Annotated in this window: 24 protein-coding genes; 13 read left to right on the forward strand and 11 right to left on the reverse strand. The window is 69.9% G+C overall.

Annotated features, from left to right (window positions below; all coding sequences use genetic code 11):
• Positions 1 to 19 precede the first annotated feature (19 nt).
• The 3 genes from ACZ69M_RS11755 to ACZ69M_RS11765 all read left to right on the forward strand — a co-directional run bounded on the left by ACZ69M_RS11755 (position 20) and on the right by ACZ69M_RS11765 (position 2,771).
• Entirely contained in the window at positions 20 to 1,105 is a 1,086-nt protein-coding gene (locus ACZ69M_RS11755) for an S-(hydroxymethyl)mycothiol dehydrogenase (RefSeq protein WP_470048944.1), read from the forward strand.
• Positions 1,105 to 1,734: an MBL fold metallo-hydrolase gene (locus ACZ69M_RS11760; protein ID WP_382241608.1), complete on the forward strand. Its 630-nt coding sequence runs from the start codon at positions 1,105 to 1,107 to the stop codon at positions 1,732 to 1,734. Before ACZ69M_RS11755 ends, ACZ69M_RS11760 begins: the two co-directional genes overlap by 1 nt.
• Before the next feature lie 122 nt (positions 1,735 to 1,856).
• Entirely contained in the window at positions 1,857 to 2,771 is a 915-nt protein-coding gene (locus tag ACZ69M_RS11765; protein ID WP_470048946.1) for an SDR family oxidoreductase, read from the forward strand.
• A gap of 2 nt (positions 2,772 to 2,773) precedes the next feature.
• On the opposite strand, the gene ACZ69M_RS11770 is transcribed toward ACZ69M_RS11765, so the two are convergent.
• A complete protein-coding gene (locus tag ACZ69M_RS11770) occupies positions 2,774 to 3,310 on the reverse strand; it encodes a hypothetical protein (RefSeq protein ID WP_470048947.1) in 537 nt (178 codons plus the stop codon).
• Between the two features lie 18 nt (positions 3,311 to 3,328).
• On the opposite strand from ACZ69M_RS11770, the gene ACZ69M_RS11775 reads away from it, so the two are divergent.
• Positions 3,329 to 4,105: an SDR family NAD(P)-dependent oxidoreductase gene (locus ACZ69M_RS11775; RefSeq protein WP_388517255.1), complete on the forward strand. Its 777-nt coding sequence runs from the start codon at positions 3,329 to 3,331 to the stop codon at positions 4,103 to 4,105.
• Here the strand turns inward: ACZ69M_RS11775 and ACZ69M_RS11780 are convergent.
• Complete coding sequence (locus ACZ69M_RS11780; protein ID WP_470048949.1) at positions 4,071 to 5,489, reverse strand: pyridoxal phosphate-dependent decarboxylase family protein; 1,419 nt, start codon at positions 5,487 to 5,489, stop codon at positions 4,071 to 4,073. The genes ACZ69M_RS11775 and ACZ69M_RS11780 overlap by 35 nt on opposite strands.
• Positions 5,490 to 5,680: 191 nt before the next feature.
• On the opposite strand from ACZ69M_RS11780, the gene ACZ69M_RS11785 reads away from it, so the two are divergent.
• Positions 5,681 to 6,376 carry a L,D-transpeptidase family protein gene (locus ACZ69M_RS11785; RefSeq protein WP_075028209.1) on the forward strand — a complete coding sequence of 232 codons (696 nt, stop codon included), beginning with the start codon at positions 5,681 to 5,683 and terminating at the stop codon, positions 6,374 to 6,376.
• Positions 6,377 to 6,401: 25 nt separating this feature from the next.
• Here the strand turns inward: ACZ69M_RS11785 and ACZ69M_RS11790 are convergent, their stop codons facing one another.
• Positions 6,402 to 7,604 (reverse strand): Gfo/Idh/MocA family protein, encoded by a 1,203-nt coding sequence (locus tag ACZ69M_RS11790; protein ID WP_470048952.1) that lies wholly within the window; start codon positions 7,602 to 7,604, stop codon positions 6,402 to 6,404.
• 184 nt (positions 7,605 to 7,788) lie between these two features.
• On the opposite strand from ACZ69M_RS11790, the gene ACZ69M_RS11795 reads away from it, so the two are divergent.
• Together ACZ69M_RS11795 and ACZ69M_RS11800 are read left to right on the forward strand one after the other, a co-directional pair.
• The gene (locus tag ACZ69M_RS11795; RefSeq protein ID WP_470048954.1) at positions 7,789 to 8,961 is read left to right on the forward strand and encodes an ROK family protein; all 1,173 of its coding nucleotides are present in this window, start codon (positions 7,789 to 7,791) and stop codon (positions 8,959 to 8,961) included.
• Positions 8,962 to 9,064: 103 nt separating this feature from the next.
• Entirely contained in the window at positions 9,065 to 9,253 is a 189-nt protein-coding gene (locus ACZ69M_RS11800) for a hypothetical protein (RefSeq protein ID WP_060896602.1), read from the forward strand.
• 89 nt (positions 9,254 to 9,342) lie between these two features.
• Here ACZ69M_RS11800 and ACZ69M_RS11805 read toward each other — a convergent pair whose 3' ends face one another.
• Both ACZ69M_RS11805 and ACZ69M_RS11810 read right to left on the reverse strand, forming a co-directional pair.
• On the reverse strand, positions 9,343 to 10,725 hold the full coding sequence (locus tag ACZ69M_RS11805; RefSeq protein WP_470048955.1) for a S1 family peptidase: 1,383 nt from the start codon (positions 10,723 to 10,725) through the stop codon (positions 9,343 to 9,345).
• A gap of 115 nt (positions 10,726 to 10,840) precedes the next feature.
• Complete coding sequence (locus tag ACZ69M_RS11810) at positions 10,841 to 11,671, reverse strand: SAM-dependent methyltransferase (RefSeq protein ID WP_470048957.1); 831 nt, start codon at positions 11,669 to 11,671, stop codon at positions 10,841 to 10,843.
• 137 nt (positions 11,672 to 11,808) lie between these two features.
• Here ACZ69M_RS11810 and ACZ69M_RS11815 point away from each other — a divergent pair, with 137 nt between their 5' ends.
• Positions 11,809 to 12,189 (forward strand): type 1 glutamine amidotransferase domain-containing protein, encoded by a 381-nt coding sequence (locus ACZ69M_RS11815; protein ID WP_470048959.1) that lies wholly within the window; start codon positions 11,809 to 11,811, stop codon positions 12,187 to 12,189.
• A gap of 420 nt (positions 12,190 to 12,609) precedes the next feature.
• Here ACZ69M_RS11815 and ACZ69M_RS11820 read toward each other — a convergent pair whose 3' ends face one another.
• Entirely contained in the window at positions 12,610 to 13,956 is a 1,347-nt protein-coding gene (locus ACZ69M_RS11820) for an NAD(P)/FAD-dependent oxidoreductase (RefSeq protein ID WP_470048961.1), read from the reverse strand.
• Between the two features lie 229 nt (positions 13,957 to 14,185).
• Between ACZ69M_RS11820 and ACZ69M_RS11825 the strand changes: the two genes are divergently transcribed.
• Together ACZ69M_RS11825 and ACZ69M_RS11830 are read left to right on the forward strand one after the other, a co-directional pair.
• Positions 14,186 to 14,824: an HAD family acid phosphatase gene (locus ACZ69M_RS11825; RefSeq protein ID WP_470048963.1), complete on the forward strand. Its 639-nt coding sequence runs from the start codon at positions 14,186 to 14,188 to the stop codon at positions 14,822 to 14,824.
• A 44-nt stretch (positions 14,825 to 14,868) separates the two neighbouring features.
• On the forward strand, positions 14,869 to 15,255 hold the full coding sequence (locus tag ACZ69M_RS11830; protein ID WP_470048964.1) for a PPOX class F420-dependent oxidoreductase: 387 nt from the start codon (positions 14,869 to 14,871) through the stop codon (positions 15,253 to 15,255).
• A gap of 107 nt (positions 15,256 to 15,362) precedes the next feature.
• On the opposite strand, the gene sigJ is transcribed toward ACZ69M_RS11830, so the two are convergent.
• The 3 genes from sigJ to ACZ69M_RS11845 are packed head-to-tail and all read right to left on the reverse strand — an operon-like array spanning position 15,363 to position 17,537.
• Positions 15,363 to 16,283 (reverse strand): RNA polymerase sigma factor SigJ, encoded by a 921-nt coding sequence (gene sigJ / locus ACZ69M_RS11835; protein WP_470048966.1) that lies wholly within the window; start codon positions 16,281 to 16,283, stop codon positions 15,363 to 15,365.
• Positions 16,284 to 16,290: 7 nt separating this feature from the next.
• Positions 16,291 to 17,115: an SDR family oxidoreductase gene (locus tag ACZ69M_RS11840; protein WP_470048968.1), complete on the reverse strand. Its 825-nt coding sequence runs from the start codon at positions 17,113 to 17,115 to the stop codon at positions 16,291 to 16,293.
• Positions 17,112 to 17,537, reverse strand: coding sequence for a hypothetical protein (locus ACZ69M_RS11845; RefSeq protein WP_470048970.1), 426 nt, complete (start codon positions 17,535 to 17,537; stop codon positions 17,112 to 17,114). The genes ACZ69M_RS11840 and ACZ69M_RS11845 overlap by 4 nt, the downstream gene beginning before the upstream one ends.
• A 303-nt stretch (positions 17,538 to 17,840) precedes the next feature.
• Here ACZ69M_RS11845 and ACZ69M_RS11850 point away from each other — a divergent pair, with 303 nt between their 5' ends.
• The 3 genes from ACZ69M_RS11850 (at position 17,841) to ACZ69M_RS11860 (ending at position 20,544) form a co-directional block, all read left to right on the forward strand.
• The gene (locus ACZ69M_RS11850; RefSeq protein WP_470048971.1) at positions 17,841 to 18,365 is read left to right on the forward strand and encodes a hypothetical protein; all 525 of its coding nucleotides are present in this window, start codon (positions 17,841 to 17,843) and stop codon (positions 18,363 to 18,365) included.
• Between the two features lie 355 nt (positions 18,366 to 18,720).
• Complete coding sequence (locus ACZ69M_RS11855; RefSeq protein ID WP_470048972.1) at positions 18,721 to 19,701, forward strand: pectate lyase family protein; 981 nt, start codon at positions 18,721 to 18,723, stop codon at positions 19,699 to 19,701.
• 36 nt (positions 19,702 to 19,737) lie between these two features.
• Positions 19,738 to 20,544 carry a pectate lyase gene (locus ACZ69M_RS11860; protein WP_470048974.1) on the forward strand — a complete coding sequence of 269 codons (807 nt, stop codon included), beginning with the start codon at positions 19,738 to 19,740 and terminating at the stop codon, positions 20,542 to 20,544.
• Positions 20,545 to 20,606: 62 nt separating this feature from the next.
• Here ACZ69M_RS11860 and ACZ69M_RS11865 read toward each other — a convergent pair whose 3' ends face one another.
• Together ACZ69M_RS11865 and ACZ69M_RS11870 are read right to left on the reverse strand one after the other, a co-directional pair.
• Positions 20,607 to 21,035 carry a Zn-ribbon domain-containing OB-fold protein gene (locus ACZ69M_RS11865; protein WP_470049346.1) on the reverse strand — a complete coding sequence of 143 codons (429 nt, stop codon included), beginning with the start codon at positions 21,033 to 21,035 and terminating at the stop codon, positions 20,607 to 20,609.
• 132 nt (positions 21,036 to 21,167) lie between these two features.
• Entirely contained in the window at positions 21,168 to 21,842 is a 675-nt protein-coding gene (locus tag ACZ69M_RS11870; RefSeq protein WP_470049347.1) for a TetR family transcriptional regulator, read from the reverse strand.
• Positions 21,843 to 22,034: the final 192 nt, after the last annotated feature.

Below are 22,034 nucleotides of genomic sequence, written 5' to 3' on the forward strand. Positions count from 1 at the left end.
TACGAAAGGGTTCACCACCATGGCGCAGGAAGTACGTGGCGTGATCGCCCCGGGCAGGAACGAACCGGTGCGGGTCGAGACCATCGTCGTGCCGGATCCGGGGCCGGGAGAGGCCGTGGTGAAGATCCAGGCGTGCGGGGTCTGCCACACCGACCTGCACTACAAGCAGGGCGGCATCAACGACGACTTCCCCTTCCTGCTCGGCCACGAGGCGGCCGGGATCGTGGAGTCGGTCGGCGACGGCGTCACGGACGTGGCTCCCGGCGACTTCGTCGTCCTCAACTGGCGTGCGGTGTGCGGGCAGTGCCGGGCCTGTCTGCGCGGGCGGCCCTGGTACTGCTTCAACACGCACAACGCCAAGCAGAAGATGACACTCAAGGACGGCACCGAACTGTCCCCGGCCCTGGGCATCGGCGCCTTCGCGGACAAGACCCTGGTCGCCGCCGGACAGTGCACCAAGGTCGACCCCGCGGTCTCCCCGGCGGTCGCCGGTCTGCTCGGCTGCGGAGTGATGGCGGGCATCGGCGCCGCCATCAACACCGGCAACGTCGGCCGCGGGGACTCCGTCGCCGTCATCGGCTGCGGTGGCGTCGGCAACGCCGCGATCGCCGGAGCCCGGCTGGCCGGCGCCGCGAAGATCATCGCCGTCGACATCGACGACCGGAAGCTCACCACCGCCGCGAAGCTCGGCGCGACCCACACCGTCAACTCCACCTCGGCCGACCCCGTCGAGGCGATCCAGGGACTCACCGGCGGCTTCGGGGCCGATGTCGTCATCGACGCGGTCGGCCGCCCGGAGACGTACCGGCAGGCCTTCTACGCCCGCGACCTCGCCGGCACGGTCGTCCTCGTCGGCGTGCCCACCCCCGAGATGAAGCTCGAACTGCCGCTCCTCGACGTCTTCGGACGCGGCGGCGCCCTCAAGTCGTCCTGGTACGGCGACTGCCTGCCCTCGCGCGACTTTCCCATGCTCATCGACCTGCACCTCCAGGGGCGGCTGGACCTGGACGCGTTCGTCAGCGAGACGATCGCCCTCGACGGGATCGAGGCCGCCTTCGAGCGGATGCACCAAGGTGACGTGCTGCGTTCCGTGGTGGTGCTGTGATGAGCGCCCGGATCGAGCACCTCGTCACCTCGGGCACGTTCTCGCTCGACGGCGGCACCTGGGACGTCGAGAACAACGTGTGGATCGTCGGCGACGACCACGAGGCGATCGTCATCGACGCCGCGCACGACGCCGACGCCATCGCCGCGGCGGTGGGCGACCGGCGGCTGCTGGCCATCGTGTGCACCCACGCCCACAACGACCACATCGACGCCGCGCCCGCCCTCGCCGAGCGCACCGGCGCCACGATCTGGCTGCACCCCGACGATCTGCAGCTGTGGAAGCAGACCCACCCCGATCGGCTCCCCGACGCCTGGCTGCAGGACGGTCAGGTGATCGAGGCGGCCGGCGCGGACCTGACCGTCCTGCACACGCCCGGCCACGCCCCGGGCGCGGTCTGCCTCTACGACCCGGGCCTGGGCACCGTCTTCACCGGTGACACGCTCTTCCAGGGCGGGCCCGGAGCCACCGGGCGCTCCTTCTCCCACTTCCCGACGATCGTCGAGTCGATCCGCGAGCGCCTGCTCACCCTCCCGGCCGACACGGTCGTCCGCACCGGACACGGGGACTCGACCACGATCGGTGCCGAGGCCCCGCATCTGGAGGAGTGGATCAAGCGCGGTCACTGACCGGGCGGACCCGTCGCGACACACCAGCGAATCACGACAGGAGATGTCCGGCTTCCGAGGGACTCTCGTGGGGACACACGGGCGAAGGCAGCCCGTCAACGCCACGAGCACGGAGGTCGGACATGCCAGGGCCGTTGGACGGCAGGGTCGCGCTGGTCGCGGGAGCGACCCGCGGCGCGGGCCGGGGAATCGCGGTGGAGCTCGGCGCGGCCGGCGCCACCGTCTACGTCACCGGACGCAGCACGCGCGAACGGCGCTCCGAGTACGACCGCCCCGAGACGATCGAGGACACGGCGGACCTGGTCACCGCGGCCGGAGGCGTCGGCATCGCGGTGCCCACCGACCATCTGGTCCCCGTCGAGGTCGCGGCCCTGGTCGCCCGCGTCGCGGACGAACAGGGCCGCCTCGACGTCCTCGTCAACGACGTCTGGGGCGGCGAGAAGGACTTCGAGTGGGACACCCCGCTCTGGGAGACCGACCTCGACCAGGGCCTCGGGCTGCTGCGCCGGGCCGTCGAGACGCACGCGATCACCAGCCACCACGCACTGCCCCTGCTGCTGCGCACCCCCGGCGGCCTTGTCGTCGAGATGACGGACGGCACCGCCGAGTACAACCGGGACACCTACCGGGTCTCCTTCTTCTACGACCTCGCCAAGGCGTCCGTCCTGCGCATGGCGTTCTCCCTCGGCCACGAACTCGGCCCGCGCGGTGCCACCGCCCTCGCGCTCACCCCCGGCTGGCTGCGCTCGGAGATGATGCTCGACAACTTCGACGTCCGCGAGGAGAACTGGCGCGACGCCCTTGAGCGCGTCCCGCACTTCGCCATCTCCGAGACACCTTTCTACGTCGGCCGGGCCGTGGCCGCGCTGGCCGCCGACCCGGACGTCGCGCGCTGGAACGGCCGCTCGCTCTCCAGCGGACAGCTCGCCCAGGAGTACGGCTTCACCGACCGCGACGGCAGCAGGCCCGACGCCTGGCGCTATCTCGTCGAGGTCCAGGACGCGGACAGGCCGGCGGATGCGACGGGGTACCGGTGAGCTCAGGCGGGGCGCACCGGCACCAGCGGCCAGCGCGCGGAGTGGCCCGGGGGCAGCGCCAGATCGTTCCGCACGGCCGCGTAGTAGCCCTCGCGCCCGGCGCGCTGACGCTCCAACAGGGTCTGCCATGCCTGCGGGTCATGCGTCCCCTCGCGCAGGAACTGCTCCATCTCCATCACCCTGACCACCCACGTCCGGGCTCGCTCCACCACCTCCGGACTGCCCAGGAGGATCAGCGTCTCCCCGGACGGATCCCGCGCGAGGGTGGCCTCGGCCAGCAGCGGCTCGGCCTCCTGCGGGGACAAGGGGTGCGGGTGCGGGTCGTTGCCCAGGTAGGACGCCACCCGGTAGGTCAGAGTGACGCTCTTCTTGAGCGACCGCGCGTAGTCGGCGTACACCGCGAGCCGCCGTTCCTCCCAGCGGGCCGTCTGCTCCCGGTGGAAGCGGGCCCGATCGCCTCGCACGATCGCCAGATACGAGCCGAGGGCACCGATGACCACGCCGATCAGTGCCGGAAGTTGTTGTATGAACGCGGACATGGGCGCACGGTATCTGTCATGAGGCGCTTTGAAGGATACGGAGTTCTGATCACGGGCGCGGCCCGCGGCATCGGCGCGGCCACCGCCCGCCGGCTGGCCGAGGAGGGCGCCCGGGTGCTCGTCACGGACGTCGACCCGGCCGAGGCGGAGAAGACAGCCGCCTCGATCCGCGAACTGGGGGCGCGGGCCGAGGAGTTGGCGTGTGACGTGGGGGACCGGGCGGCGGTGGAGGCGGCCGTCGCGTACGCCGTGGACTCCTTCGGCTCGCTCGACGTCCTGGTCAACAACGCGTACGGGTGCTCTCCCGACGCCCCGCTCTTCGAGGACGAGCCGGACGAGGTGTGGGCCCGTGACCTCGACCTCACCCTGACCGGCGCGTACCGCTGCAGCCGCGCGGCCCTCCCGCACCTGGTGGCCTCGGGCCGGGGCGCCATCGTCAACATCGGTTCGGTGAACGGTATCCAGGACTTCGGCAACCATGCCTACAGCGCGGCGAAGGCGGGCCTCATGTCCCTCACCCGCACCCTCGCGGGGCACGCGGCGCCCCGGGGTGTGCGGGTCAACCTGGTCGCGCCGGGCACGGTCCGCACCCCGGCGTGGGAGGGCCGCGACGGCGACCTCGCCCAGGCGTCGGGGATCTATCCGCTCGGACGGGTCGGTGAGCCGGACGACATCGCGGCAGCCGTCGCCTTCCTCGCCTCCCGGGACGCGGCATGGATCACCGGGACCACGCTGTGTGTGGACGGCGGCCTCACCGCGGTCAACACGGGTTTCCGGAGCGCGGTGAGACCGTGAGGGCGGCCGACCGCAGGACGGAGAACGACCTTTCGGTGTCGGCCTTCGTCGTACGCCAGTTGCTGAAGGCCGCCCGCAGTCCCTGCGTCCCCGCGTACACGGTCGGCGTCACGTAGGCCTCGCCCGAGGCCGCGACCGCCGCCGCCAGCGCGTGCACCCGCTCCCGCGTGGGCTCGTCCGCGAGGGTGAAGCAGACGACGTTGAGCCGGACGGGCGCCAGGAGCCGCAACTCCGGTACGTCCGTGATGCGTTCGCCCAGCAGCCGGGCGAGCGCGATGTTCCGCTCGACGATCTCGCGATGCCCCTCGCGTCCGTACGCCATCAGCGAGAACCACGCCGGGAGCGCCCGCAGCCGACGCGAGGTTTCCGGCGTGAGGTGCAGGAAGTCGGGGTCGCCGGTGGGCAGGCCCAGGTACGGGGACTCGTTGTGGAAGACCCGGACCTGGAGATCCCGTCGGCGCGTGAACTGCACGGCCGCGTCGTAGGGGACGTTGAGCCACTTGTGCAGGTCGACACAGACGGAGTCGGCCGCGTCGAGCCCGTCGACGAGATGCGCGTACGAAGGTGACAGCGCGGCGAAGCCGCCGAACGCCGCGTCCACGTGCAGCCAGAAGTCGTACCGCTCCTTGAGCGCGGCGATGGCGCGCAGATCGTCGAAGTCGACGGTGTCCACGGTTCCGGCGTTCGCCACGACGACCGCCGGGCGCCCGTCGAGCCCGTCGAGGGCGGCGGCCAGCCGCTCGACGTCGACGGCCTCACGGTTGCCAGGCAGCACCGGCACCATGCGCAGCCGGTCCCGGCCGATGCCGAGCACGGACAGCGCCTTGGTGACGCTGGAGTGCGGGGAGCCGGACAGCACGTCGACCGGTCCGAGCGCGGCGGCGCCCTCCCGTGACACGGACACCCCCAGCCGCTCGCCGAGCCACTCCCGCGCGATCGCCAGACCGACCGTGTTCGAGACGGTCGCGCCGGTCACGAACGCCCCGCTGTGCGCCTCGCCCAGTCCGAAGAGCTCGCGCAGCCAGCCCACCGTCTCCCGCTCCAGCGCGCTCGCCGACGACACGCCGCCGCCGGCCGCGTTCTGGTCGTACGCGCCGGTCAGCCAGTCCCCCGTCAGCGAGGCGGGCGTCGCGCCGCCGGTGACGAAACCGAGGTAGCGCGGGCCCGCGGAACCGGAGAATCCGGGCGCCCAGCGCTCGGCGAACCGCCTCAGCGCCACCTGCGCGCCGTGCCCCTCGGCGGGCAGGGGCTCGGGGTCGGGCACCTTTCCGGGGCGGGCGACGGGACGCCCGTCGAGTCCGTCCACCTCCCCGGCGGCGAAGTCACGGGCGGACTGCAGGAGCTCGGGAAGCCGGGAGAGATCGTCGGCGAGTGTGCGGTGCATGGCGGCAGCGTAGAGCGGGCGGCGCACCCGGAGCCTGGTCCAATCCGGGGTAACTGGACTGCTCCCGATGTCACCGTTTCGTCGCAGACCGGACACCCGTACAACGCCTGCGCCCCGACGCGGGTCTAGCAGGCGGAGAACGAGGGAAACACCCGGAAACACCCGGGAACACGCAGACAGAAGGGCCCGACATGGGGGACATACGCAGACGGGGAGCCGTCGCTCTGGGGATCACCGGACTGGTCGCGCCGCTGACGCTCGCGCTGGGCACGGCGCCCGCGCAGGCCGCGAGCTGTACGACACAGACCGGCCCGTACCAGAAGCAGGTGGAGAAGTTCCTCGGCCGACCGGTCGACGGCCGTCAGTCCACCGCCGACTGCAAGGCGATCCAGGCCTTCCAGACCAAGCACGGCATCACCCCGAACGCGGGCTACGCCGGGTCCGTCACCTGGGGCGTGATGGACCTGATGAACAAGCAGAAGGCCGTCGGGAACAAGCCCAACAAGGACGGCAAGTGTCCCGTCAACAAGGGCCGCATCGCCTGCGTCAACCTGACCCTCCAGCTCAGCTGGATCCAGGACGGCAGCAGGCTCGTCTACGGTCCGGTGCCGGTCCGCACGGGACGCGACGGGTACGAGACCCGCACCGGTCTGAAGAAGATCTACTGGCGGGACATCGACCACGTCTCGAACATCTACAACGTGCCCATGCCCTACAGCCAGTTCTTCGACGGCGGCCAGGCCTTCCACTCGGTCGGCCTGAGCATGTGGAACCCGCCCGGCTCGCACGGCTGCGTCAACATGACCACGACCACCGCCAAGAAGTACTGGTCGCTGCTGAAGAACGGCGACGACGTCTTCGTGTACGGCCGCAAGCCGGGCACCTGACGGCGCCCGGTACCGTCCGGGGACCTCACGCCCCGGGCGCGTCCCCGAAGTCCGGGATCTCCAGCCTGACCCCGCCCTGCCGCGCGGACTCGTGCGCGACGATGCCCGGCAGGGTGTAGCGGGCCGCGACCCACGCGTTCACCGACGGCAGCGTCCGGGTGTTGACCGCGGTCACGAAGTCGTCCACCAGGAAGTGGTGGCTGCCCTCGTGCCCGTTGTGCAGGTGGTCGAACTCCCGGGGGAGCCGCGCCCGGTCGTGCACGGGCGCCGACCCGGACGTGAACGCGGCCCGCAGCGCCGGCGCGATGTGCTGGAGCGAGGGATCGTCCGGCGCCATCGTCGGCTTGGGCTCGAGCAGCTCCGTGATGTCCCGCACCCCCTTCTTGTCCTGCCAGAAGCTCACCGTGGCGAGCTGTTCCATGCTGGCGTCGGTCCCGAAGAACCGGAAGCGGGACTCCCGGATGTGTGAGGGATATCCGACCCGCCGGAACTCGTTCGCGCGGAACGAGCCGCCGCCCGCCACCTCGAACAGCGCCGTCGCGTTGGAGAAGTCGTTGCCGAACTGGCTGACCTCCTTGTCGAACACCCCGTCCCCGCGCTCGTCGCGCACTCCGATGGCCGACACGCTCACCGCGTGCGTCCGCCAGGCGCCGAGCACCCCGCCCACCGAGTGCGTCGGGTACAGGAGCGGGGGATAGCTGGCGGTCGCCTTCCAGTTCTCGCCGCCGCTGTACTGGTACGCCTCGTAGAACCCGAGATCCATGTCGTGGACGTAGTCGCCCTCGGCGTAGAACAGCCGCCCGAAAGCGCCCTCGGCGATCTGGTTGCGGGCGTGGACCGTCGCCGGGTTGTACTGGCTGGTCTCGCCCATCATGTACGTCAGTCCGGTCGCCCGTACCTCGTCGATGATCGCGGCGATCTCGTCCCGGGTGATGGCCATCGGCACCGCGGAGTAGACGTGCTTGCCCGCCCGGAGTCCCTGGAGCACCAGCGGCCCGTGGGTCCAGCGCTGGGTGAAGATCGCGACGGCGTCCACCGCCCTCGACTCCAGCATCGCCTCGTACGAGGGGAAGGTGCCCGACAGCCCTTCGGCGGCCGCCAGTTCCTCGGCCCTCTCGGGGAGCAGATCGGTGACGTGGACATCGGCGACGCCGGGGTGGGCGAGGAACAGCTTCGCGAACTGGCCGGAGAACTGGCCGGCGCCGACGATGCCGAGAGAGAACGTCATCTGAGCAACATCCTTCAGTGGTGGGGACTTCACGGGTCGGGCTCGTCCTGGACTCATTTACTTTTGATGCGGAACAATCAGGGCGTCAAGAGTCCAGTGCGCATCTTTTCCGGCGAACTGTCGCGCCATAGAGTGATGTCATTAATTCCGAGGCGAAATAAAATCTTGTGGGAGTCCAAGCCTCATGACCACTCGTGCCGCCGCCGGCTGGCTGCCGCTGAGTCCGGGTGAGCGCGCGGTGGCGATCGAGGTGCTCGTGCACGGGCCGCTGTCCCGCAGCGAGATCGCGCGCCGCCTGAACCTGTCGGCGGGCAGTCTCACCCGGCTGACCAAACCGCTGATCGAGTCCGGCCTGCTGATCGAGGCCGCCGAGTCGGGGGAGGGGGAGAGCGCCGAGGTACGGCAGGGGCGTCCCTCACAGCCCCTGGACATCGTCGCCGAGTCCCGCTCCTTCATCGGATTCAAGATCACCGAGGACATGGTCTACGGCGTCGTCACCACCCTGCGCAGCGACATCGTGGCGCGTCACGACCGCCCGCTCACCACCCACACCCCGGCCGAAGTCGCCGACCTGCTGGCGGAGATGACCGAGGAACTCACCCGGTCCTTTCCCGCGCCGGCCGGCATCGGCATCGGGGTCGGCGGCCGTGTCGAGAAACGTTCGGTCGTCGCCGAGTCGGCCTTCCTCGGCTGGACGGACGTCCCGCTGGCCGAACTCGTCCTTTCGCGCACCGGGTTGCCGGTGGTGGTCGAGAACGACGTCGCCGCCCTCGTGGAGGCCGAGACCTGGTTCGGCGCCGGCCGTGGACTCGACCGCTTCGTGGTCCTCACCATCGGAGCCGGGATCGGCTACGGCCTCGTCCTCGGCGGCAGCCGGGTCGCCTCCGTCGAGGACGGGCGGGGCGTGGGCCGCCGCTGGATCGTGAACCCGTACGGCCCCCTCACCCCCGACGGGGAACGCGGCAGCGCCATCTCCCTGCTGACCATCCCCAGCATCCGCTACCAGGTCAGTGCCGCCACCGGTGAGGACCTGACCTATGAGGAGATCCTCGCCCGTGCCGCGGCGGGTGACCCGCTGCCGGCCCGCGTCCTCGACGAGGCGGCCCGCGCGCTCGGCATCCTCGTCGCACAGATCGCCAACTTCGCCATGCCGCAGAAGATCCTGCTCGCCGGAGAGGGCGTCGGACTCGTCGACGTGGCGGGCCCGGTCGTCGAGGAGACGATCCTCACACACCGCCACCCGCAGGCCGATCCGGTCAACCTGGAGACGAAGGTCTCCGACTTCCACGACTGGTCGCGCGGGGCCGCGGTGCTGGCCATTCAGGTGCTGGTGCTGGGGACGGGGGAGGGAAGGTGAGCAGGTGCGGAGGGTGATCCCACGTCGGACGAGTGATCAGGTTCACGGTCCATATTGTCGTAAGGTGTACCTTTACTCACAGCGCCTTCACGCCAAGGCCCGTATGCTTCACACCATGTCCACCACTCCTGAAACCGACTCCGTGCGGTCCGCCGCCGATGTCAACGAGGAGATCCGGGCCCTGTGGTTCCGGGCCGGTGGGACGCTGAGCATGGAGGAGCGGCGGGAGTACCAGCGGCTCGTCCTGGAGTGGGCGGAAGCCGCCCCCCAGTCGCCCACTCAGGCGGCGTGAGCCCGCTCGGCCGCCCCGCGGTCCCGTGACGAACGGGGCGTGACTCCTGGTTGCGAGTCTCCGCCCCGTCCCTCGTCCGCTCTCCGGACTCAGCCCCAACTCTGCGAGTACTGCCGCCGGTAACGGTTGCGATCCTGTTCCGTACGGATGTACCGCGTGGCGACCAGCGCGATGATGCTGCCGGCGATGACCAGCAGCCCCGGACCGATGTTCTGCGGGTCCGTGAGACGGGTGAGGAGCGGCTCGGAGGCGCCCGACCCGACCGCCTGGACCGAGCCGGGCGCGGCGGATCCCGGCACGACGGCCGCGCCCTGCGAGGACGCGGGGGCGGGGGAGGACTGGGCGGTGGCTCCCGCCGCGCCCTGGGCGGCCGCACCCGGTCCGGTCAGTTTGACCCCGAGCGCCGTGAGCGCCTTGGTGATCGGCTGGAAGAACGTCGTACCGCCCGCGGTGCAGTCCCCGTTGCCCCCCGAGGTCACGCCCAGCGCGATGCCCTCCGAGAACAACGGACCGCCGCTGTCGCCCGGTTCGGCGCACACGTTGGTCTCGATCAGACCGGTCACGGTGCCCTCGGGGTAGTTGACCGTCGCGTTGAGCGCCTTCACCTCACCGTCGTGGAGTCCACTGGTGCTGCCGCTGCGGAAGACCCGCTGGCCGACCGTCGGATCGGCGGTGCCGATGATCTGGACGCCCTTGCCGCCCCCGATCGACACGACGTTGTTCCCGGTGTCGTTCTGGCCGTTGTTGTACTGGATGAGGGAGAAGTCGCTGCCGGGGAACGCCGTGGTGACCGTCTGTCCCAGCTGCTTGGTGCCCTGGTTGTCCCCGAACCAGACGGACCCGGCCGGCCCGCAGTGCCCGGCCGTCAGGATGAACTCGTTGCGTCCGTTGGTCACGTTGTAGCCCGCCGAACAGCGTCCGCCGGTCGAGAACATCGGCAGGGCGGCGTTGAGCCGCGTGGTGAACGTGCCCTCGGTCCGCTCCATCCGGACCGAACTGCCCATGCTCGCGGCGAGCTTCTTCATCCGGGACCAGTCGGAGGCGGACACGGTGCGGTCGGCCTGCACCACCACCTCGTTGTGGACGTAGTCCATGGCCCAGGCGGTGCCCGCGACCCGTGGCGCCGCCTTCAGCGCCTTCGTCACGGACTTGAGGTCCTCCATGCTGTGGCTCACGACCTTGGGCCGGGCGCCCGCCTTCTTCACCTCGGCCGCCGCGGCCGAGTCGGTCACCGCGACCACGGGGTGTCCGTCGGCGGCGATCCAACTGCCCGCCGTACGCGAGGTGCCGAGGGTCGACACCAGACCCGCGCCCTTGCCCGCGGCGGCCAGGGTGGCGCTCTGGGGGGCACGTGACGCGGCGGACGGCTCGCTCGCCATGGCGTGCGTCACCATCAACCCTCCGCAGAGGACCCCGCCGACGGCCGCGAGTCGCGTCCCTCGTCGGACGATCCGTCGTCGTGCGTGCCTCATGCATGGGCTCCCGAAGCCGTACGGTGCGGCGTCGACGCCGCCGGGGCTCCGGTCGTGAGCCCTCCTTCCATACGTGCGCCCGTGCCCTCGCGTTCACCCCCGGCCGTTCTCCGGTTCAGTGTTTGCGGCCCACCCCGCCGAACATGGCCACTTCCGCCGGTTCGTCCCCGTCCGTCGGCTGCGGACGCCAGCGCGAACAGGAGACGACACCGGGCTCCAGGAGATCGAGACCGTCGAAGAACCGGGTGACCGCCTCGGGAGTGCGCTGGGTGATCCAGGGCGTGCCGTGCTGGTTCCAGTAGGAGACGGCGGCGTCCACGTCCGGCATCACCGGGCTGGTGATCGTGTGCGAGAGGACCAGATGGCTCCCCGAGGGCAGCCCCTCCAGCAGCCGGCGCACGATGTCGTACGCCTCCGCGTCGTCGCCGATGAAGATGACGACCCCGAGCAGCATCAGTCCGACCGGCTCGCTCAGGTCCAGTGTCCTCGCGGCGCGTTCGAGGATGGCGTCCACATTGCGGAGGTCCTCGTCGAGATGGTCGGTGCGGCCCTCGGGGGTACTGGTGAGCAGGGCGCGGGCGTGCGTGAGGACCAGCGGGTCGTTGTCGACGTAGACGATCCGGGCGTCCGGTGCGAGCCGCTGCGCCACCTCGTGCGTGTTGTCCGCGGTCGGCAGGCCGGTGCCTATGTCGAGGAACTGCCGTATTCCGCACGCGGTGACCAGATGGCGTACGGCGCGTCCCAGGAACAGCCGGTCCGCCCGCGCGTAGTCGCCGATGCCCGGGTGCAGTTGGCGGATCCGCTCCCCGGCCGCCCGGTCGACCTCGTAGTAGTCGCCGCCGCCGAGCCAGTAGTTCCAGATCCGGGCCGTGTGCGGGCGGGTCGTGATGATCCGGCTGAGCACCCCTTCGGCGGGGAGTTCCGAGGCGGCCGGGTTCTCGGGCACGGAATCAGCTCCTGGGCATTTCCTGTGATGACGTGTCAACGGGCAATGTAGGCGTCAACAAGCCATCGGAAAAGGGATGTTGTCACTCTCCGACCGGCCGCGCCGTCGGCGACCCCGAGGCCTGCCATGATGGGCGCATGCGCGTGCTGATGCCGGTCCCCGACCGCGACTTCGACGTCACCGAAGTGGCCGTTCCCTGGCGGATCCTCACCGATGCGGGGCACGAGATGGTGCTCGCCACCGAGCGCGCGGGCACCCGGCCGGCGGCGGACCCACGGCTGCTGAGGGGGGTGCTCTTCGGACAACTGGGCGCCGCCGAGGAACCCCGGCGGTTCTACGAGCAGTTCACGAGGTCACCGGAGTTCACCTCCACCGTCTCTTGGGCCGAGGCCGACATGAAGGAGTACGACGGCCTGCTGCTGGGCCGAATCGAACTACGGCCCGGTGCTCCACCCTTCAGGGCGAAGGTGTCAGGCAGCCTGCCCGTAGCGGCTGAGAGGGCCGCAGCACCACGTTAGGGTCGTCATGTCCAACACCGTATGTGTTGGACCTACCGCCGGACGGGCGGGAAGTCAGGCCTGCGGAGGCCTTGTCAGACTGACCTTCACCGGTCGGCAGGGGCCCGTGAAACAGGAACCCAAGGTGGTACCGCGTAGTGGTACGGACCGGAATCTCCTGCCCTCGGGCGGGAGAGGGCGTCAATACCGCACCTATCCCGCGTAGGTCGAGGACGAGGTCAGGGCGGCCTTCACCGCCCCGGCCACGTCCCCCGCACCCTGACCCGGCGCGGCACCGCCACCGACGACACGGACGCGTTCGTCGTCGAGGACGGCCGCTACCTCTCGGCCCGCTGGCCGGGTGACGCCTACCTCTTCGCCCGCCGCTACCTCGCCCTCCTGAACAGCCCCGCGGCTGCGGCGTGATCCGCCGGAGCGGCCCTAACGGCTCAGGCGGGCGGCGACCTCCTCCGGCGTCAGGTACGTGTCGGTGTGCTCGAATTCCCGCAGGGTGCCCTTCCGGTCGGCGAGGAAGCCGGTGCGCACGAAGTCGTCGCCCGCGACCGCGTTGAGGAACCAGTTGGCGGCCGTACGGAACCGGGCCGAGCCCGTGCGCAGCGCGTAGAGGTGGTACCCACGGGCCACGACCTGCGCGGACACGCCCTTGAGGCCGATACCGAGCGGCTTGGACACCGCGTCGTGGCCACCGAGGTCGACGACCAGGCCGAGATCCTTGTGCTTGTACGGTGTCATGGGCTGCCCCTGCAGCAGCGCCGCCAGGTTCTTCGCCGCGTGTCGGCCCTGCCGGGCGGCGTGCTGGGCGGTCGGGGGACAGTAGGAACCGTCGGCCCTGGCCAGATCGGGCACGGCGGCCGCGTCACCCAGCGCGAACACCCCGTCCAGGCCCGGCACCTTGAAGTCCGCCTCGGCGAGGACCCGGCCGCGTACGGTCTCCGCGCCCAGCGAGTCGACCAGCGGGCTCGCCGCGACACCGGCCGTCCACACCAGTGTCCGTGACGGCAGTACCCGGCCGTCCGTGAGGGTGATCTTGCCTTCCGTGACCGAGGCGACGGTCGTCTTGAGCGAGATCTCCACACCGCGCTCGCTCAGCAGACGCAGCGCACTCGCCCCGAGCTTGTCGCCGAGCTCCGGGAGCAGCTTGGGGGCGACGTCCACCAGGTGCCACTTGATGAGCCCCGGATCCAGGCGAGGGTGGTAGCGCTTCGACGCGGCGGTGGTCAGGCGCTGCAGACAGGCCGCGGTCTCGGAGCCCGCGTATCCGCCGCCGACCACGACGAACTGCAGTCGCGCCGCCCGCTCGTCCTCGTCCGACGTGGCCGCGGCCAGGTCGAGTTGGGCGATCACATGGTCACGCAGATACACCGCCTGGGCGAGCGTCTTCATCCCGCGCGCCTCGTCGAGGAGACCGGGGATGTCGAAGGTGCGGGTCACGCTGCCCGGCGTGAGCAGCAGGTAGTCGTACGACAGATCGACGAACTCCCCCGTGATCTTGCGTACGACGCACCTCTTGGACGCGGGGTCCACGCCGATCACCCCGCCCGGCATGAACGTCGTGCGGCGCAGGATCCGGCGCAGCGAGGGGGCCACGGACTGCGGGGTGACGACACCGGCGGCGACGTGCGGCAGCAGCGGCAGATAGAGCTGGTAGTCGGTGGGGCTGACGAGGGTGATCCGGGCGTCACCCGGCTGAAGGGCGTGCTCGAGTCCGCGTGCGCACTCGACGCCGGCGAACCCGCCGCCGACGATCACGATGTTCGGTGCGTCCATCCCAGCTACCTCTCTCCGTGTGCCGACATCGTGGCCCGCCACCCGCGAGCCCAGGCTCACACGGGACGACCCCGAGTGCCACCCCGCGCCGGAGCGGAGGACGGCGGCCACGAGTTCTTCTACCGATCAGTAACTTCGTCTTCCCTTCTTGTACATCCTCAGGCACGATCATCTGTCCAGCGGCGACGGTCGAGGCACCTCGCCGCTCCGACGTGAAAAGGGGACGAGCATGACAGGACGCGGTGTGGGGCGCCGGATCGGCGCGGTCTCGGCGGTCGTGGCGCTGGGTATCGGGGGGACGGTCACCGCTGCGGGGACCGCCGCCGCGGCTCCGGCCCAGACGACGGTGAGCGCGACGGCGACGACGGCCGCGGTCGACTACGCCACCTGGCAGAGCGACGTCAAGGCGGTCATCGACCAGGCGCGGCCCTACGTCGAGCAGCGCACCGCGAACGCCGCCGGGCAGAAGCTGGCCCTCGTCTTCGACATCGACAACACCACGCTGGAGACGGACTTCCACCCGTGGTACGAACTGCCGACCCCGGCGGTCAAGCCCTCGCTCGACCTCGCCCGCTACGCGCGCTCCCGCGGCGTCGACATCTTCTTCATCAGCGCACGTCCGGGCATCATCTCCTCCTTGACGCAGTGGAACCTGACGAGCGTCGGCTACCCGGTCTCCGGTCTCTACACGCGCGACCTGCCCGATCTGTTCGAAGAGGTCAGCGCCTACAAGACCAGCAAGCGCGCGGAGATCGAGTCGCGGGGCTACACGATCATCGCCAACGTCGGCAACAACGACTCCGACCTCGTCGGCGGCCACGCCGAGCGCACGTTCAAGCTGCCGGACTACAACGGCCAGCTGTCCTGAACGGACGGCGTGGACTCCCTGCCGTGACTGCTTAGACTCCCCGCATGGACGAGACGAAACTGGACGCGCTCGCTTCAAGCAAGTTCCTGCTGATCACGAGCTACCGCAAGAACGGTACGGGGGTGGCGACGCCGGTGTGGGTGGTCCGGGACGGTGCGGCGCTCGGCGCCTGGACCAGCGCGGACTCCTGGAAGGTGAAGCGGATCCGCAACCGGGCCGACGTCCTGGTGGGTCCGTGCGACGCGCGGGGCAAACCGACCGGGGAGCAAGTCCCGGCCACGGCGGAGATCCTCGATCAGGCCGGCTCCGCGCGCTACCGGCAGCTGATCGCCGGGAAGTACGGCATCCTCGGCCGTCTCACCCTCTTCGGCAGCCGTCTGCGGCGGGGCACGGACGGCACGGTCGGGATTCGTATCTCCCTGACCGCGTGAGGCATGGCCACGTGAGGAGGGGGTGAGGGCCCGGCCACCGCCGGGCCCTCACCCCCTCCTGTCCGTGGCGGACAACTCACCTGTCCGGACGGGAAGTTCATGGAGAACTAGCCGGTCCAGGCATGGAGCTTGTCGGGGTTGACGACCATCCACACGTCGGTGACCAGACCGTCGTGGATGTCCAGGGCGACGACGGCGATCGTGGTACCGGCGATGCGGACGCTGACGCCGGGGGTGCCGTTGACGTCCTCCTCGACGAGTTCGACTCCGGGTTCGTTGCGCATGAGGCCGAGGAAGAGGCGGGCGACCTTGTCCCGGCCGATGACCGGGCGCAGGGCGGCGCGGACCCTGCCGCCTCCGTCGCTGCGAGACTCGACGGCGGGGTCGAGGAGCGCGACAAGCGTGTCGAGGTCGCCGGTCTGGCAGGCGTGGCGGAACGCGGTGACGATCTGCCGGTGCTCTTGCGGGGTGCTGCTGCCGGGACGCCGGTCGGCGATGCGCCGGCGGGCGGAGGAGGCGAGCTGCCGGCAGGCGGCGGGGGTGCGGCCCAGGGTGTCGGCGATCTCGGCGAACGGCATGCCGAAGATGTCGTGGAGGACGAAGGCCACGCGCTCCGCGGGAGTGAACGAGTCCAGGACCACCAGCATGCCCATGCTGACCGACTCGTCGAGGGTGATCCGGTCGGCCGGATCGGCCCCGCCCTCATCGCCCGTGCTGGTCCACGTGGCACTGTGCCGGATGGGCTCGGGCAGCCACTCACCGGTGTAGTGCTCGCGGCGGACGCGGGCCGAGGCGAGGTGGTCGAGGCAGATCCGGGAGGCCACCCGCGTCAGCCAGGCCAACGGCGCGCCGATCGCCTGCTGTTCCTCCTCGGACAGGCTGTACCAGCGGGCGTAGGTTTCCTGGACCACGTCCTCGGCGTCCTGCAGCGATCCGAGCATGCGGTAGCCGACGTTGAGCAGACGGCGGCGTTCGGCCATGAGCGTGCCGAGGGTGGGGTCCTGGGCGGGTCCCGGGGGTGTGGACACGGGGCCGTCATCCTCCCTGGTGGGCGTGGTGAGCGGTGTGCAGGGTGAGCCATTCGTCGAAGGTCTGGCTGCCGCGGGGGCCGGGCCCGGCGGGGAGCAGACCGTCGCCGGTCATGGCCGTGCCGGTGGCGCCGGGCATCTTCACGGGCAGCAGCAGCCGGTGCTGGTGACGGGCCCGCAGCAGCCGGCCTGTCATGTCGACGAGCTGTTCGACATGGGGTCCGGCCAGTTCGGGGGCCATGCCCTGCGCCGGGGCGGAGACGAGTTGGACGAGGCGGTGGGCGACCTCACGGGCGGCGATGGGCTGGGTCCGCATCCGGGGTACCACCGCGAGTGGTCCAGGGACGCGGTCGAGGGTCTGCTGGGCGAACTCGTGGAACTGGGTGGCGCGCAGCACCGTCCACGGCGTCCGCCCGCTCTTGAGCACGTCTTCCTGGCGCAGTTTCCCCTGGTAGTAACCGAGGCCGACCCGGTCGATCCCGACGATCGACAGCAGGACGTGGTGGCGAACCCCAGTCTTTTCACCGGCGTCCTGGAGGGTGCGGGCGACGCGGTCGAAGAACGCGATGGCTTTCCTGGCGCTCGTGGTCGTCACGTTCGTGACGTCGACGACCGCGTCCACGCCGGCCAGGGCCCCGCCGAGTCCGGTGCCGGTCACGAGGTCCACACCCGTGGAACGGGCCAGTACCACCGGGTGGTGCCCGGCAGCCGTCAGCTCCTCGACCACAAGTCGTCCCACCAGCCCGGTTCCGCCTGCCACCGCCACCCGCATGCCGGGCTCCTCCTTCGCGCTCACGCTGCCGTTGTCTCCGCTGTCGCCGTTCTGGGTCATCGTGTGCGGTCCTGTCGTGCGGGGAGGGCGGGGAACAGCAGGAGGGCCGCGAGCAGGATGAGTGCGGCGAGGAGGACTACGTTGAGGATCTGGTCGCGTGTGTTGTACATGTCGAGGTGCTGGACGTGGTAGCTGAAGTGCAGCACGTTGAAGAGCAACCACACGGCACCTGCCGTCCGGACCAGCCGGGTGTTGTGTACGTCGCGCAGGGCGATGACGGCCAGCACGGCCAGGGCCAGGAACATGGCTCCGGCGTCCTTGGCGAGGTGTTCGTTGTACGGGCCCAGCTGGGGCAGCCAGCTCAGTCCGAGGCCGGGGAAGTTCGCGCACCAGCTCGTCGGGGAGCAGTAGGCCCAGACGCCTGTGTACAGCCCGGTCACGGCCAGGAGGCCGAGACTGGCGTACCTGATGTTCGAGTTCATACCTCTATGACGAGACAGCCCCCTCGAATGTGAGGCGCGTTGCCCCGACCGTGTGAGGCCGGCCGCCACGCGCCTCCTTGGTGGGGAGGCGTCCGGAGCGACGGGGCCCGCCGTTCGGCCGTATCGCGTTGAACAACCAAGCCGAGGCCATGACTTCATCCGATGCTGTCAGGTCATGGACAAACCTTCAATCAAACGTCTCTCGGTCCGGTCAAAGGGTCTACCCGCATAGACGCTCCTGGTGCTGTCATGCGCACGACCGCCCGGAACTCCTGCCGGGCACCACATCGGGAGACCCCCACGATGTCCCGCATACCCCGCTCCCTCGTCACCTCCCTGTCCGCCCTCGCCCTCGCCGCCGCCGGCATCACCGTCGCCACCGGCAGCGCCCACGCCGCGACGTGCAGCCAGGCGTACCTTCCCCTGCCGGACCCCAGCTGCCAGCCCGGCGCCCTCAACCCCGACGTCACCCAGTCCACCATCGGCTCCACGATCTGTGTCTCCGGCTGGACCGCGACCGTACGGCCCTCCAGCTCGTACACCACCGCCCTGAAGAAGAAGCAGATCGTCGAGTACGGCTACACCGACACCAGCACCTCGGACTACGAGGAAGACCACTTCGTGCCCCTGGAACTCGGCGGTGCCCCGAAGAGCGAGCTCAACCTCTGGCCCGAGCCGCAGTACGGCACCAAGACCGCGGCCAACAAGGACACCGTCGAGAACAAGCTCAAGAAGGCCGTCTGCGCGGGTACGGTCTCGCTCTCCGACGCCCAGGACGCCATCATCAACGACTGGACCACCGCCCTCTCCGACCTCGGCCTCAGCTGACGCGCCACCGGTCGCGACGCGACCGAACCACCTCGCCGGGCCCGATCCCTCCGTGGATCGGGCCCGGCTTCCTTGTGTCCACCGGCCGGGCGGGGCACGGGAGTTGACCGGATGTGTGCTGCGCGAAGCGTTGACTAGAAAGCGCTTGCCCCTTACGTTTCCCGTTCAGCAGCCTGACCCGTGCCTGGCATCTCATATGCGAGACACCAGATCTCCGAGCCGCATCACCTGGGAATGTGTGCCCTCCCTGGAGCTGGCGATTCTCGGTGAAGGTGTCATGGGCGCCTCGTGCTGTTCGCCATGGTGTACATCGTTCGCGTACATGACCTACGGCACCCCGAAGGGACGCACCCGCATGCGTACTCGCCCCCCACGGACACGCACTTGCAGACTGGCCCTGGCCACGGCCACGGCCGCCGCACTGGCCGTCACCACCGCCCTCGTCCTCCCCTCGTCCGCCTCGGCCGCCGACACCTCGCCGGTCGGCTTCGGCGCCGGGGCCACCGGCGGTGGGGGAGCCACCGCCGTCACGGTCTCGACCCTCGACGCGTTCAAGGCGGCCGTCACCGGCGACACCGCCAAGGTGGTGCGCGTGACCGGTCTGATCACGCTCGGCGGCCAGGTCGACATCGGCTCCAACACCACCGTTCTCGGCGTGGGTTCGGCGTCCGGCTTCACCGGCGGCGGACTGCGGCTGAAGAAGGTGGCCAACGTGGTCGTCCGCAACCTGAACATCAGCAAGCCGCTCAAGCCGGCCGACGGCATCACCGTGCAGGCGTCGACGAAGGTGTGGATCGACCACAACGCCTTCTCGTCCGACCGTGACCACGGAAAGGACTACTACGACGGTCTGCTCGACATCAACCACGGCTCCGACTACGTCACCGTGTCCTGGAACACCTTCAAGGACCACTACAAGGGCTCGCTCGTCGGCCACAGCGACAACAACGCGAGCGAGGACACCGGGCATCTGAGAGTGACGTACCACCACAACTGGTTCGACAACGTCAACTCCCGCATCCCCAGCCTGCGCTTCGGCACCGGCCACTTCTACGACAACTACGTCGTCGGGGCCGACACCGCCGTGCACTCCCGCATGGGTGCCCAGATGCTCGTCGAGAACAACGTCTTCCGCACCACGACGGTCGCCGTCACGACCAACCGTGACAGCGACGTCGACGGTTACGCCAACCTGCGCGGCAACGACCTCGGGGGAGCCGCCACCGAGATCTCGCAGGTGGGCACCTTCACCACCCCGCCCTACAGCTACACCGCCGAGCCGGCCTCGGGTGTCGTCGCCTCGGTGACGTCCGGCGCGGGCGCCGGAAAGCTCTGACCGCCCCCACGTTCGTTCAGAAGGAGGAATCGGGACGTGACCTCATCAGTACGCCCGCGCGCCCGACGCCGCGCCCTCACCGGCTCCCTGGCCGCAGTCGGCCTGTCGGCTGTCGTGATCATGGCAGGAGGTGGCCTTTCTCCGGCGAGTGCCGCCACCTGGCCCACCGCGAACGGCAGTCAGGCCGTCTCCGCCACCATCTCGGTCTCCGGTACCAAGGACTACGGGATGAAGCGGCTCTACGGCACCGGTGACCTGGGCTCCGGCAGCCAGGACGAGGACCAGGGACCGATCCTGGAGCTGGCCGCCGGCACCGTTCTGAAGAACGTCATCATCGGCGCCCCCGCCGCGGACGGCATCCACTGCCTGGGCAGCTGCACGCTGCAGAACGTCTGGTGGGAGGATGTCGGCGAGGACGCGGCGACGTTCCTGGGCTCCTCGTCGTCCAACGTCTACACCGTGTCGGGTGGCGGCGCGAAGGCGGCCAGCGACAAGGTGTTCCAGTTCAACGGCGCCGGAACGCTGAACGTCTCGAACTTCGCGGTCCAGACCTTCGGCACGTTCGTCCGCTCGTGCGGCAACTGCAAGACGCAGTACAAGCGGGCGATCAACCTCAACGGGATCGAGGCCACCTACAAGGGAAGCAAGCTCGTCGGCATCAACACCAACTACGGCGACAGCGCCACCCTCAAGGCCATCAGGATCGTCGGGGACTCCAGCAAGAAGATCATCCCCTGCCAGAAGTACATCGGCAACAACACGGGGGCCGAACCGACCACGAACGGGACCGGCCCCGACAGCACCTACTGCAAGTACGCGACGTCCGACATCACGTACGGCTGAGGGATCTCTCCCGGTGGCTGGACGAACCGGCGGCGCGCGCCGCTTCGTCCAGCCGGCCCACGTCAACTCCAGCCGCGATAGGGACCGTCGATGAGCTGGAACACGGGCTGGCTGCGCACGGGATCCTGAGCGGTGGAGAGTTGGACCCGGTCGCCGCTGTGGACGTCGGCGGGCGCGCCCATCACCCGGCCGCGCACGGTGAACCCCTCCGCCATCTCGATGAGGGAGACGTTACGAGCCGCCGGGGTGTTGCGGTGGACGATGGTGGAGTGGCGTACGACGCCGGCTCCCGCGCTCGTCTCCGTCCGCAGGTCGCTGCCCGCGCAGACCGGGCAGAGAAGGCGGTGGTACATGGCCGTCCCGCACCAGCGGCACCGCTGGAAGAGGAGAGCGTCCGAGGACGACGTCCCGCTCGGCGCGGAGTCGCTGCCGAGTATGTCCGTCGCGGGTCCGACGCCCGGATGAAGGGCGATTCCTGAGGGGTACACGATGTCATCTCCCTGCACTGGGCCGGAGTCTGAGGTGCCCGGAATGCCGCGCACGAGCCACAGGGTATGGCACTGAGTGCCACTCGTAAAGGCACTCGGTACCCTCATCTGAGGAAGTGAGGGTGATGCGGCGTCTCACTCCCGGCCGAACGCGGACTCGATCTCCTGTACGACGCGCCACATCGGTGCCCCGCGCCGGGAGATCACGACGACCACGTCCTCGTGCTCCTCGCCCGGCGCGGCACCTTTTCCGGGGGAGCCGCCGAACGAGGTCTGTACGTATCCCAGCGCGTGGTCCACGGCGGTGTCGGGGTCGCTCTGTCCGTCCGAACGAAGCCAGGAGCGCAAAGCGTTGTTGTGCGCGGCGACCACCGCCGCGGCGATGACGTCGGCCTGCAGCGTGCCGTCGGGCCGGCCGGAGAAGCGGCCGCGCAGATACTCCGCGAGCGCGCGCTCGTAACGCCAGACGACCGACAGTTCGTACGCGCGCAGGCCGGGGACCTTCTTGGTGAGGCGGTAGCGCTGCACGGAGAAGGTCGGGTTCTCGGCGTACATGCGCAGCACCAGCCGGGCGGCGTCGCACACCCTGCGTACCGGCTCCTCCTCGCCGGTGCCGGCACCCAGGAACGCCTTCATGTCGGTCAGGCAGCGCTCGTGGTCCGGGAAGACCACGTCCTCCTTGGACGGGAAGTAGCGGAAGAAGGACCGTCGGCCGACACCGGCGAGCGTGACGATGTCGTCGACCGTGGTCTGCTCGTACCCGCGCTCCAGGAACAGCTGGAAGGCCGCCGCGACCAGCGCGTCCCGCATGGGCGGCTTCGCCGTCGTCGTGTCTGCGGTGTCGCCGCCACGGGGTGCCTCGCTCATGGACGGAACCTAGCATCGCGCGGGAAGTGTGGCACTCAGTGCACATGATCGAGGGAACTGAGTGCTCCGGGTGAAGGTGCTGGTCGATCGCGTGCCCCGTCGGTGAAGGCGTCGGCGTCGGCGTCGGCGTCGGCG

The sequence above is a fragment of the Streptomyces sp. NPDC107454 genome, assembly GCF_055582885.1.